Annotated in this window: 11 protein-coding genes; 3 read left to right on the forward strand and 8 right to left on the reverse strand. The window is 52.5% G+C overall.

Annotation, left to right across the window (positions count from 1 at the left end; translation table 11 throughout):
- Positions 1–28: 28 nt before the first annotated feature.
- Entirely contained in the window at positions 29–607 is a 579-nt protein-coding gene (locus tag C8N40_RS15170; protein ID WP_108212684.1) for a phosphoglycerate mutase family protein, read from the forward strand.
- A 390-nt stretch (positions 608–997) separates the two neighbouring features.
- Here C8N40_RS15170 and C8N40_RS15175 read toward each other — a convergent pair whose 3' ends face one another.
- The 6 genes from C8N40_RS15175 to C8N40_RS15200 form a co-directional block, all read right to left on the reverse strand.
- Complete coding sequence (locus C8N40_RS15175) at positions 998–1,429, reverse strand: RDD family protein (protein WP_108212686.1); 432 nt, start codon at positions 1,427–1,429, stop codon at positions 998–1,000.
- Between the two features lie 144 nt (positions 1,430–1,573).
- Positions 1,574–2,062, reverse strand: a complete 489-nt coding sequence (locus tag C8N40_RS15180) for an RDD family protein (RefSeq protein ID WP_108212687.1) — start codon at positions 2,060–2,062, stop codon at positions 1,574–1,576.
- Between the two features lie 110 nt (positions 2,063–2,172).
- Positions 2,173–3,162 carry a c-type cytochrome gene (locus C8N40_RS15185; protein WP_108212688.1) on the reverse strand — a complete coding sequence of 330 codons (990 nt, stop codon included), beginning with the start codon at positions 3,160–3,162 and terminating at the stop codon, positions 2,173–2,175.
- 357 nt (positions 3,163–3,519) lie between these two features.
- Positions 3,520–5,154 (reverse strand): M16 family metallopeptidase, encoded by a 1,635-nt coding sequence (locus C8N40_RS15190; RefSeq protein WP_170114118.1) that lies wholly within the window; start codon positions 5,152–5,154, stop codon positions 3,520–3,522.
- A gap of 46 nt (positions 5,155–5,200) precedes the next feature.
- Positions 5,201–6,559: a M16 family metallopeptidase gene (locus C8N40_RS15195; protein ID WP_108212692.1), complete on the reverse strand. Its 1,359-nt coding sequence runs from the start codon at positions 6,557–6,559 to the stop codon at positions 5,201–5,203.
- 788 nt (positions 6,560–7,347) lie between these two features.
- Positions 7,348–7,971 (reverse strand): MarC family NAAT transporter, encoded by a 624-nt coding sequence (locus C8N40_RS15200; protein ID WP_108212694.1) that lies wholly within the window; start codon positions 7,969–7,971, stop codon positions 7,348–7,350.
- 161 nt (positions 7,972–8,132) lie between these two features.
- Here C8N40_RS15200 and C8N40_RS15205 point away from each other — a divergent pair, with 161 nt between their 5' ends.
- Positions 8,133–9,263 (forward strand): 5-(carboxyamino)imidazole ribonucleotide synthase, encoded by a 1,131-nt coding sequence (locus tag C8N40_RS15205; RefSeq protein WP_108212696.1) that lies wholly within the window; start codon positions 8,133–8,135, stop codon positions 9,261–9,263.
- 2 nt (positions 9,264–9,265) lie between these two features.
- Positions 9,266–9,793 carry a 5-(carboxyamino)imidazole ribonucleotide mutase gene (gene purE / locus C8N40_RS15210; protein ID WP_108212698.1) on the forward strand — a complete coding sequence of 176 codons (528 nt, stop codon included), beginning with the start codon at positions 9,266–9,268 and terminating at the stop codon, positions 9,791–9,793.
- Positions 9,794–9,932: 139 nt separating this feature from the next.
- On the opposite strand, the gene C8N40_RS15215 is transcribed toward purE, so the two are convergent.
- Both C8N40_RS15215 and C8N40_RS15220 read right to left on the reverse strand, forming a co-directional pair.
- Positions 9,933–11,159, reverse strand: coding sequence for a hypothetical protein (locus C8N40_RS15215; RefSeq protein WP_108212699.1), 1,227 nt, complete (start codon positions 11,157–11,159; stop codon positions 9,933–9,935).
- 219 nt (positions 11,160–11,378) lie between these two features.
- Positions 11,379–11,944 (reverse strand): IS982 family transposase (locus C8N40_RS15220; protein ID WP_146173578.1); only part of this gene is annotated, 566 nt, incomplete at its 5' end.

Raw genomic sequence — 11,944 nt, forward strand, 5'->3', positions numbered from 1 at the left:
CTATATTATCTAACCTACAATCGTTTACATGAAAAAAAATTTACTCAAACAACCCGTATTTTTCCTGATGCTGCTGCTGACGGTAGCCTGTCGTCAGTCGCCGGAGCTGCATGAAGGCAGCAGCGCCGTGGTGGACCCTGTGGATAACGCTGCCCAACCCACTGTGGTGTACCTGGTGCGCCACGCCGAAAAAGAGACTGTTGACCTCCAAGATCAGAACCCTGGCTTGTCTGCCAAGGGATTTGCGCGCGCCGAGGCGCTGGGCAACCTGTTAAAGGAGCAGCCCATCGGTGCCTTGTATGCCACCAAGTACATCCGCACCCAGCATACGCTAAAGCCCTTATCGGATTCACTCTCGCTGGAGATTCTGCAGTACGAGGCAAATGATTTTGTAGGTCTGAAAGAGCGCGTGCTGAGAAACCACCAAGGGCAGACGGTGGTAGTTGCGGGGCACTCGAACACGCTGCTGCCTATTTTGGAGGCCTTCGGTGCCAAGCGCCCGGTACCTGATATTTCGGAGCAGGAGTATGATTACCTCTTCAAGGTAACGTTAGCCCCGGACGGAAAAGCTACGGTAGAAACGGATCATTACAGCGTTAATCCCTAAAGGGCTATACTATAGCTCAGGTTGATTTACATACTTGCGTGAGGGTGCAACGCAGCCCTTAGCACCTAGGCAACGGTTAGAGGTGAAGTTCTGTAACTTAATCCTCAGTTCTTGGCTCTGCACCTTCGGATAGTAATCTTTAGACTCTCCCCTTGAGGGGAGTTAGAGGGGTGTTGGTTATGTAGAATACTAATGCCACTGGCTTTACACCCCTGTAGCCCCCTCAAGGGAGTACCAGCCGTAACGTAAGGGTTTGTATGCTTAGAGGGGTAGGGGGTAGGTTCATCTCAACAGCATTTTATACTTTTTGACACAGCCCCTGTAGCCTCTGAGTTGCAGGGGCTGTTTTTGTCACTATATGCTAAAAGCCTGCTTGCCTAAATGAAGGGATTATGCTGTAACCACCCGCGTACCGGCCAGTTTGTCGTGGAACGTGCGGCGGCTGCTGTGGCCATAACCGGTTATAAACCGGAAGATGATAAGCAAGGCGGAGATGGGCCGGAGCAGAAACCGCAGCGTGGCGGCACGAAAGCGAATGCGCTCCCCATTAGGAGTAACCACGCGCAGGTTGAGCAGGTATTTGCCCAGTGTGCCCTGGCAGGGGCAGGTTTCGGTTCCGGCAAAGTATAGCCAGGCCAGAAGCACGTAAAGCAAGCGCTCCGGCTTCAGCAAAAAAGCCTCTTCGTTGCTGCTGAACGTAAAGTAATCCACTATTCCAACCAAGGTTAAAAGTAGCAATACATCCAGGCCAAAGGCCAGCAGGCGGGTGCTCAGGGAAGCCAGCCCGGACCTGTACTTGCTTTGGGTATAGATAGTCTGCATGCGTAAGTATAAAACAGGTGAGTAGTATTTTATACTTACGCATGCCGCCTGGGTTACGGTAATTCCGGGGTATACTTTATACTTTAAACAAGCGCAAAGTATAAAGTGTAACCGATGTTGCTAGTCTCTACGGCGTATTAGGGGTTACTCTTCTGTTGGTTTTGCAGGGGTATAGCCCGGGTGCTGCAGTACCAGTGTGCCGGCAATCTTGTCGTGCAGGGCCTGGCGGCGGCGGGTAAAAGCGGCCATCAGGTAGCCTATCAACAGCGTGAGGTTGGAGACAACCTTGCCGAAGTAGCGGCCGGATGCCCTTAAAAAGGAGAGGCGGTAGCCTTCCGTATCAGTTACAAAAATGCCGAAAACCTGCTTGCCCAGCGTGGCTTGCCTGGAGGAACTCTCGAAGCTGGCAAAGTATAACCAGGCCACCAGGAACACCAGTCCCTGCAGTTTCAGCCGCCCTTCAATATCCGTAAGCTCCGGGATGGTGTCGATGCCGATAACGGGCAGCACAAAGAGACTCATGAAAAAGGAGATAATCAGCGTATCGGTAAAGAAAGCCGCCATCCGTTTCCAGAAGCTGGCGTATTCCAGGTTTATAGGAGCCCTGGACTCCTCGTTTTGGTAAAGTTGCATGCGTAAAAGTTATCCTTCAGCGATGATACGACATCCCCGGCAGACCTGCAACAAAAAAAGCTGCCCGCAGGTGCAGGCAGCTTTCGGAGTATAGTCTCTTTTTTGCTGTTTTATGATTTAGCAGCCGGGGTAAAGCGCTCTACCTTGTTTTTAGCCGGCACCTGTGTTCGCAGGTATTTGTAAATGGCGCGCAGGTCTTCCTCCTTCATGCCGGAGTACATTTTCCAGGGCATCAGCGTTTGCATCTCGCCCGGTCCCAGTTTCCGATCGGCAAAATCAGCATCCTGGTACATTTTAAAGCGCAGCAGGAAGGCCTCCTCTGTCCAGGAGCCTATGCCTGTCTCCTTGTCAGGGGTGATGTTGGCCGCGCGCAGGATGGAGCCGTCGGGGAACTGGAAGTCCATGCCGCCGGCAAAGGCGCCTAATCCAGCATCTTTAGGGGAATGGCAGTCGCCGCAGCCGGCTATCGTTACCAGGTACTTGCCGCGCGATAGCTCGTTATCCAGCACAGCCTCCTTGGGTGTATGGGACACGCCGCTGGATGGCATGGTGCGCAGAATCAGGTTGAAGGGGAAATCAGGATCGGACTTGGGTACTTCGTTTCGGATAGGCTCCAGGGTGCGGATGTAGGCGATGATGGCGTAAGCATCCTCAGTCGTCAGGTTCTTATAGGCGCCGTACGGCATCATCGGGAAAAGCGGGTCTCCGTTTTTGCTAACGCCCATGGTCATAGCACGATACAGCTCTCCGTCTGACCAGGTACCGATGCCGGTTTCCTTGTCGGGGGTGATGTTCTTGGCATAGAACACGCCCGGGAAGCCGAGGGAGTGGTCGAACTTGTCTCCGCCTTTACCCAGTGTACCGGGAACAGGGGGGGCCGAGGGGAGCGAAAAGTCGCGGGTGGAGTGGCAATCGATGCAGACGGTGACGTGGTTGGCCAGGTATTGGCCGCGTTCAATCTGCTCTGCGGTTCCCTCCACGATCAGGTTGGGGGCCGCATCCACCCTCGGGAAGGCATACTGCAGGTAAATGATACCGGAGGCAATGGCTATCATAGCCACCACGACCACATAGCCGGTAACTTTCAAGGCTTTTTTCATGAGTTAAACAGTTAGATAAGTATAAGGTGTTAGGAGCTTGGTGTTAAATAATGTTGTAAATACCTTAAAAAATATGATTTAATCAAATATAGAATATTCTATATTAAGATAATTTTAGTCTGAGGCTGAAGAAGTTAAGTATAGGGAAACAAAAAAGCCGCAGACGTATCATCTTCGGCTTTTCTATACTTAGCGGGCAAGTATAAAACCCAAGTTGCGATTTACTTTGGCGGGAAGGGGAAGGAGTAAACCCACCCCCGCCCCTCCAAGGAGGGGAATTCCTGCAAGTGTAATATTATTCCCCTCTTGGGAGGGGTTAGGGGTGGGTTAATCGCAACTTGAGTTATAAAGTATGGCTTACTTAAAGGTGTCCTTGCTGTCCACAATCTTCACCTCGGTTACATTCAGTTTATACTTGGCGATTGCGTCGTCCTCGGCCAAAACCTCCTGCGGCAGCCCCTCCTTCACCAGATTAGAGTAACTCATCGGCGATGGCGTGTTGTTGAGCAGTGCCTCCCGCAGCGGACCGGCCTCGCTGTCGTCAGTTACAATGGTGACGAACATGTTGTCCGTCTGCCAGTACTTCTTCACGGCCTGGTTTACCTCTTCCACCGTCAGGTTGGCCAGCAACTGGTCCATCTCCTCAATATAGTTCTCGCGTCCATAGAAGCGGGAGTCCATCAAAAAGCCGAGCTGTTTTTCCATGGTCTGAATATAGAGTTTCATGTAGGAGCGCAGGAAGGTGCGGGTCAGCTCAAACTCCTCCTGCGTCATTCCGTTGTTAATCAGGTTATCCACCTCGCGGATGGCCAGGCGCAGGGCAAAATGGGCATGGCCCACGTTGATGTCGCTCAGCTCGGTATACTGCTGCTTCAGGCCCTCGGCAATCTGTACCGGCCTGATCCAAAGGGCAAAGTAGTTAGAAGTACGCGGCACACCCGGGTTTGGCAGCTGGAAAGAGCCTCCGCGGTCGTACCACTCAATGTAGGAGTAGTCGCCGTAGTTCATGGAGCGGGTGGTGCGGATCTTGTCGTAGAGTTTTCCGTAGCTCTTGCGGTGCTCGCCCAAGAAGGAGTTGGCCACCATCAGCGCGGCAAAGTCGTCGGCGGAGCGGGTAACGGGCATCGGCGTTCCGGTGAAAATAGCCGAGCCGAGCGCGTTGTTTTTCTGGATGATCTCTACCTGAACGCCCTTCGGCTGGTTAGGCTCCCCGGCCACCGGAATGTTGGGCTGTGTACCGGACAGTTGGGCCACGTCGGCTTTCAGCTTATTCAGGAAATCAGAGCTGTAGTTGCCGGCAATGCCAATCATCACGTTGTTTCTGGTGAAGTAGTTCTGCCAATGGTTCCGCACATCCTCCAGGGTAATGCCGGGCACGCTGGCCGAGTTGCCCTCCACCATGTGCTGGTAGTTCGTGCCGCGGAACAGCAGGTCTTCCAGCGCCTTTTTGCTGTATTCCTCATCCGATGAGGCGCGGATCACCTCATCCACAAAGTTCTGCTGGTTCGATTTTACGCGCTTGAAGTCCTCCTCGGCAAAGGCAGGGGAGAGCATCAGACCGCGCACAATCGGGTAGAAATCGTTGATAAAGTCCTGGTGCACGGCAAAGGTAAAGGTGGTTACCTCCTTGTCCACGTTGCTGTAGTACTCAGCGGCCCAGGGGAATATCTTGTCCTTTATCGCCGACACGGGCATCTCCTTCGTTCCCGACTCGGTAATCATCTGGGCGGTCGTGTAGGTCAGGCCTTCCTTGCCTTTCGGGTCTGCCATGGAGCCGTTTTTGAACATCAGCTTGATGATGACCTTGTTAGACTCCGGCTGGCGCAGCTCCACCACCTTGTCCGGACCAAAGGCCGTGTTGGCATCGAAGGCGGTGGCAGGTGCGGCGGTTTCCGTTTTTGTTTCGGTGGTTTGCTGGGATACCTGCGGTTGCTTGGCGCAGGAGGCGGCCAGCAGGGCAACAGGCAGTATATAGGCAGCTATTTTTTTCATGCTTTCTCGAATCTTTGTCATTTATACTTTAAAGTATGGCCAGGCCTTATTTTACCGGAGACTTCTCGGTTGGGGCGATAGTGCCTACCGTGAGCGTCTGGGTTACAAAGTATTTCTTGGCCACGTTCATCAGGTCTTGCGCCGTGATGGAGTCGTATACTTTGTAGATGTTGTTGAGCGACTCCGGATCGCCGCTCAGCCAGATGAAGCGGGCCAGGGAGTTGGCAATGGCATCCGGGCTGTCCATGCTCATGGCAAAGCTATACTTGATGCGCGACTTGGTGTCCTCGATCTTCTGCTTGTCTATCGGCTTGGTTTTGGCCTCGTTCAGCGCCTTCATCAGCTCATCCTTTACATACTGCATGTCCTCGGCTTTTAGCACGGAGGCCGACACCTGGATCAGGTTCGGGTCGCGGGCAAACTGCGGACCGCCGCCAATAAAGCGGGCTTTCTGCTCCTCCACCACCAGCTTGCGGAAAAGGTCGGAGTTCTCGGCAAAAAGGATGGTGGTCAGGATGCTCAGGGCAGGCAGGTCTTTGTCCTTGTCGGAGAAAGCGGGGCCTTTAAAGTTGAGGCTCAGGTAAGGCGGGAAGCCCTGCTGCTGCACGTGCGCGTAGCGTGTTTCTTTCTGGGCCGGCTCCTTCGGAATCTCGGGTTTGTAGCTGCCGCGCTTCCAGTCGCCGAAGTACTGCTGGGCCAGGCTGTTTACGCGCTCAGGCGTTACATCGCCCACCACTACAATAGTGGAATACTCCGGGCGGTAGAAACGGTCGAAGAAGGTGAGGGAGTAGTCGTACTGGTTCGGCATGTCCACCACATCCTCGAAAAAGCCCATGGTGGTGTGGGCGTATGTATGGTTTTTGAAGGCGGTACTCACTGTTTTCTCATACAGCTGCATGTAGGGGCTGGCCGAGTTCTTGGTGTACTCGCCCTTCACGGCGCCGGCCTCGGTTTTGAAGTCGTGCTCGGTGTACTTCAGGTTCTGGAAACGGTCGGCCTCAATCTCAAACATCTTGTCGAGCATCTCGGCGTTGCCGGTCATGTGGTACACGGTGCGGTCGATGCTGGTGTTAGCGTTGGCCGCAGCGCCCATTTCCTTCATGATGTCGCCGTAGGCCTCTTTGCTATACTTATCAGTTCCCCGGAACATCATGTGCTCGAAGAAGTGCGCGAAACCGGTTTTGCCTTTCTCCACCTCCTCGCGCGAGCCGGCGCGCACCACGATGTAGAAAGCGGCCAGGCCAGGGCTGTTGTAAGGCACGGTCACCACGTTCAGGCCATTATCCAGTTTTTTCTGGTGGATAGGGTAGGGCAGGATTTTGTCGTTCTGGCTGCTTTGCTGGGCTAGGGCCGGGGTGAGGGCTGAAGCCAGGAGCAGCAACAGGGCTACTAATCTGTTTCTCATTGTTTTTGGTTTAGTTTTTAATCCTTTTGCCAAAGGCTTTATACCTGATAAAACTACACAAATTGGGCTGTACGTGCAAAGGCAGCAAAGCGATCGTGTTTTCTTCTAGACGAATGGGTGGGTTTTGTCTGTGGAATAGGGGGAATTATATATTCTTGGGGAGCAGGATGTTTATATTTATCCACCCATAGTAGGCGCGGGTTTGCAACCCGTGCCTACTATGGTGCTAGGTTTGCAACCCAACTGGCTTGAAAAGCCATACCTTACTTTGGCTATACTTTTATACTTGCCAACCTATACTTTATACTTTCCTAGCCGCTGCTTCCTGCAACATGACACAAGCTATTCTTTCAAAACACCGCTGTTCCTCTAGTTCCCACAAACCTAACGTTGCATCGCTGACTTTCTGCCCTCCCAGGCCGGGAGGCCTCGCCTTCGGGCATCGCGCTGTGTTCCCTCCTTGCCTCGCTCGCGCTCAGCATGCCCTTGACGGGCACCGGATCTCACAAGGTGCTCAACCCAAAGGCTGGGAAGTATTCGATAGCCATGGCTAACGGAGCTTCGACCAAAGTCCCCCTTTGAAGGGGGTAGGGGGATGTAATCGGTTGCTGACAATTCCAATCCTCGGAGGGGCCGGAGGTGGGTTTATACTTTGTAGGGACAGGTCGTGACCTGTCCGCGCAAAGGCTTAAGCTATGAAACTTATACTTCAGCCCAAGTAATTACAGACTCCCCTCCTTAGCCAAGGAGGGGCAGGGGTGGTTGGACCTGGTTATCTTTCGGGAAACCTACCGCTCCGCAAAAAACAAGGCCGTCAGCGCCGACACGATAAAATTAACCCCGATGGAAAGCACGATGAAGCCCATGATGCGTGATAGCGCCGAGAGGCCAGCCTTGCCCATGTAGCGCGTGAGTTGGTGCGAAAAGCGCAGGATGACGTAAGAGACCGCCGCCAGAAGTATAATCCCGATCAGGATCATGACCATGTCGACATAGGAGAGCGATGTGGTGAACAGACCTATACTTACCGCAATGGCGCCCGGACCGGAGAGCATGGGCATGGCCAGCGGCGTGAAAGAGATATCCTCCTTCAGCTGCCCTTCCTCCACCACATCCGGTGAAATCTTTTTCTTGCTGGCGCCCGGAGAGAGCAGCTCAAAACCGGCCCGCATGATCATCAGTCCGCCGGCGATGCGCAGGTCGTGGATGCGGATGCCGAAGAAGTTGAGCACATACTGCCCCGCCAGAAAAAACACCGCCAGGATCCCCACCATGTACAGGCAAGCCTTTAGCGCCTGCTGGTTTCTGTAGGCAGGTGTGTCGTCTTGCGTCAGGGTGAGGAACACCGGCATCGCTCCGAAAGGGTTAACTACAGAAAAAAGCGCGGTGAAAGTGGCAAGTATGATTTCCATGTATAAAACAGCTACTAAAGTATAGGGCAGCATTAAATATAGGCTATTACGGATGTAAATCAAAAGAATGCCGGCTGTAGTCGGGAAATGTTTCTTTTTGTCTTCGCGCTCCGCTCATAATCCGTATTTTTGAGGGAAGATCAACTAAACCGTTACACTACATGAAAGGAGAAGTAAAGCTGGGCATACTGGGCGGTGGGCAGTTGGGCCGCATGCTGATGCAGGCTGGGCTCGATTTTAACCTCTATACCCTGGTGCTTGATCCCGATGAGAATGCGCCTTGCAAAGACATCTGCAACGAGTTTTATGTGGGCAGCTTCCGCGATTTTGACACCGTGTATGAGTTTGGCAAGCAGTGCGACATCCTCACTATTGAGATAGAACACGTAAACGCCGACGCGCTTGAAAAGCTGGAGCAGGAAGGGGTAAAAGTATACCCGGACGCTAAAACCGTGCGCACCATTCAGGACAAGGGGCTGCAGAAGGAGTTTTACCGCCTGCATAACATTCCCACCTCAGATTTTATACTTCTGAAAGATAAGTCGGAGCTGGAGCAAAGTATAGATTTCCTGCCGGCCTTCCAGAAGCTGCGCCGCGAGGGCTACGATGGCCGTGGCGTTACCCGCCTGACCGGTGAGGCCGATTTTGGAAAAGCCTTTGAAGAGCCGTCGGTGCTGGAGAAACTGGTGGATTTTGAGAAGGAAATCTCCGTGATTGTGGCCCGTAACGAAAACGGCGAAGTGACTGCTTTTCCGGTAGTAGAGCTAAGCTTTCACCCGGAGCACAACCTGGTGGATTCGCTTTTTGCCCCGGCCACCGTAGCTTACAAGCTGCAGCGCCACGCCATTGAGATTGCCACGCGTGTGATTGAGGCCTTCGGCATGGTAGGTATACTTGCCGTAGAGATGTTCCTGACCAAAGACGGGCAGATTTTGGTGAATGAGGTGGCGCCGCGTCCGCATAACAGCGGGCACCATACCATCAAAGCCAACTATACGTCGCAGTACGAGCAGCACCTGCGCGCTATCCTGAACCTGCCGCTGGGCTCTACCGAAATCCAGAGCGCCGCCGTGATGCTGAACCTGCTGGGCGAGCCGGGCTACGACGGTGAGGCCAAATATGAGGGGCTGCAGGAAGCCTTGGCAGTGCCAGGCGTGTACATTCACCTGTACGGCAAGAAATTTACCCGACCAGCCCGCAAAATGGGACACATTACCGTATTAGGGCAAAGTATAGAAGAGGCGCAGCAACGTGCTGAATCCGTTAAAAACGTCATCAAAGTAATTGCATAAGCATGGCCGAAGAAGTTAAGAACACACAACCACTTGTAGGCATCATCATGGGGAGCCAGTCTGACCTGAAAGTGATGGATGCCGCCGCCGAGATCCTGGAAACGCTGGGTGTACCGTATGAGTTGACCATTGTTTCAGCGCACCGCACGCCGCACCGTATGTTTGAGTATGCCGAAAACGCCCGCAAGCGCGGCCTGAAGGTAATCATTGCCGGAGCAGGCGGGGCTGCTCACTTGCCGGGTATGGTGGCCTCTATTACTACGCTGCCTGTTATTGGCGTGCCGGTAAAATCCTCCAATTCCATCGATGGTTGGGACTCGGTACTAAGTATACTTCAGATGCCCGGCGGCATTCCGGTAGCAACCGTGGCGCTGGATGGTGCCCTCAATGCCGGTATACTGGCCGCTGAGATTGTTGGCGCCTTCAACCCAGCCGTGGCCGACAAGCTGGAGAAGTATAAAATCAGCCTGAAGGACAAGGTGATGCGCTCCGTAGAGGAGCTCAAGCGCGGGGATCGGGATCTGGATTAATACAACGCCCAGCCTATGGTGCCTAGGGAGGAATAGTACACGTCACAAATCGGGCCAGGCAGAAACTATAGCACTTTCACGACAAAGGGGCTTAAGTTTCAGAAGTTGAAAGTGCTATGCTTTGCCCGGTTTGTGACATTTACGCCACAGATGGGAGTTCATTTATTTCCGGCTTCCAGCGATAAACATGTTCTACAAGTAGGGGCATCAGGCAAGCGTAAGCCAAAAAAGTTAGCGGAACAGCATACGAAATTTCTAAAAGAAAGGCAGCAGACACCAGAAGCGTCCAAGCCAAAGTTCCTGTTCTACTCCATGCTCCTTCTGATAAAAGCAACATCCGGTAGCACAGAAATGCCGCTGCCGCTATACTTAATGCCTCTGCTACTTTTTCAAGTAGCATTCCCTTTTCTGTGAGCCAGTAATTGTGCGCATAAAGGTTGCTGCCATAGAGCATGGCTATATACATACTGAGTGCAGCCAATAGCAGGTAAGTATACCTGATTACGGCCTTCTCTTGGCGGGATATATGATAAAGGTATGTACTAATTATGGATGCGGCAAAGGCAGATGTACTGGGAAACCAGTTCTTTGGTATCCCTTCATCCCTGATGGTGGTTTCACCGATACCTACCTCTACGGCCACCAAACCGGCAGTGAGCAGCACTGTACCACAAAATACAAGGGTTCTTGCTAATTTACTGCTAAACAGTAGGTTTATGTTGATGTAGGGTGTGGGTAGGGCCTGGTTGCTTGGTTGCTGTCGGCTTACATAGTGCAGGTAGATAACTGTGGAGAGCAGAAAACAGCTTGAGGCAAATATCTCTGAGCCCTCCTCAAGTAAGAGCAGTCCCAGGGGCCTTACCCATTGGGCCGGATCGGGGGCAGCTCTGTAGGAGTTTATTTCGTAATTTTCCTGCAGCGGGTTGCTAAGTAACAGCAACAGACCAATAAATGAAAGCAGCGCTGTACGCTTTGAACGGACAAGGATGACGACACTGAATGAAAGCATAAACCCGCCCACCAACAGAATTAGAATATAAAACACCGTCCACCCTGTTTGTTTGCCAAACAAGTTAAAGACAGAAGCATCCCCGATGGTTTCGTGATAAGAGCCAATTTCATCAAGAGAAAGAAGCAGGAAAACAATGCTGAAAAATACCCAGCCATAGCTCAGTGTTTTCTCCCGCAGGGAGCCTGCACGTTGCCGATCGGCCATAAAGCAAACAGCCGATATAGCCGAAGTTAGCAGGAGGAGCTTAGATGAATACCATGTGGCAATAGTGTTTTCTTTTGCTAGGTTTAGCAGGTGCAGCATTGTTTTATGATCAGTTTCTGACAATTGGGCAACCCAAGTACCTGCCAGCATAAATAAATTTAGAGCTAAGAGCAGGCTTATACAGAAAAGTGTCCGGGAATACTGTAGACGTATAGTAATAGATTGTCTTGTCATATATTTAAACCTTACTGCATAGATGACACAAGTCAATTATAGTATAAAATTAGGACAAGATATAGTTTCAATTTAAATATTTCGCATAAGTGTATTGGTTTTGTATTTTCAATTCTAATTAACCCAAGTTGCGAGCTAGTCGATGACTTGCGTTAGGGTATAGGCGAAGATAAAGAGGATGAGTTTGAGGATGAAGCCTTCGGCTGTGACGGCATGGATTTTCTTGGGGAAGAAGGCGGTGATGCCGGAGAAGGTGGTTTCGATGCGCTTGCGGTAGTAGTCCTTGAGAAAGGCCATGTAGGGTTCATCCTTTCGCTTGCCGTTAGCCTTGCGGCAGCAGCGAAGCTCCACCTGCTCGCATTCTCTGAGCAGGTCCTCCACCTCATAGCAGGTGTAGGCGGCGTCGGCGTAAAGCTGGCTGTCTGGAGGCAGGTCTACTTCCATGGCCTTGAAGGCAGTGACGTCGGCAAAAGAGCCGGCATGGATGTAAAATTGGACCGGCACCCCGTCCGAGGTGGTGATCACCTGCACACGGAAGCCGTAGAAGTAGCGCCGCTTGCTCCCGCACTTGCCGCGGTGGGCCTTGCCCTGGAGCAGGTGGCAGCAGGGGATGCGGATGTTGTCACCCACGGCCACGGGGAAGCAGTCGATCAGGTAGACCGAGGAGGTGTTAAGCTCTCTGAGGCATTGGCAAGGGCGGC

Origin of the sequence: Pontibacter mucosus (assembly GCF_003054055.1) — a bacterium.
Taxonomy (GTDB): domain Bacteria; phylum Bacteroidota; class Bacteroidia; order Cytophagales; family Hymenobacteraceae; genus Pontibacter; species Pontibacter mucosus.

Excerpts from the sequence above, each read along its gene's own strand:
- C8N40_RS15170 (WP_108212684.1), top strand. The coding sequence starts at position 29 with ATGAAAAAAAATTTACTCAAACAACCCGTATTTTTCCTGATGCTGCTG.
- C8N40_RS15175 (WP_108212686.1), bottom strand. The coding sequence starts at position 1,429 with ATGCAGACTATCTATACCCAAAGCAAGTACAGGTCCGGGCTGGCTTCC.
- C8N40_RS15180 (WP_108212687.1), bottom strand. The coding sequence starts at position 2,062 with ATGCAACTTTACCAAAACGAGGAGTCCAGGGCTCCTATAAACCTGGAA.
- C8N40_RS15185 (WP_108212688.1), bottom strand. The coding sequence starts at position 3,162 with ATGAAAAAAGCCTTGAAAGTTACCGGCTATGTGGTCGTGGTGGCTATG.
- C8N40_RS15190 (WP_170114118.1), bottom strand. The coding sequence starts at position 5,154 with ATGAAAAAAATAGCTGCCTATATACTGCCTGTTGCCCTGCTGGCCGCC.
- C8N40_RS15195 (WP_108212692.1), bottom strand. The coding sequence starts at position 6,559 with ATGAGAAACAGATTAGTAGCCCTGTTGCTGCTCCTGGCTTCAGCCCTC.
- C8N40_RS15200 (WP_108212694.1), bottom strand. The coding sequence starts at position 7,971 with ATGGAAATCATACTTGCCACTTTCACCGCGCTTTTTTCTGTAGTTAAC.
- C8N40_RS15205 (WP_108212696.1), top strand. The coding sequence starts at position 8,133 with ATGAAAGGAGAAGTAAAGCTGGGCATACTGGGCGGTGGGCAGTTGGGC.
- purE (WP_108212698.1), top strand. The coding sequence starts at position 9,266 with ATGGCCGAAGAAGTTAAGAACACACAACCACTTGTAGGCATCATCATG.
- C8N40_RS15215 (WP_108212699.1), bottom strand. The coding sequence starts at position 11,159 with ATGCTGGCAGGTACTTGGGTTGCCCAATTGTCAGAAACTGATCATAAA.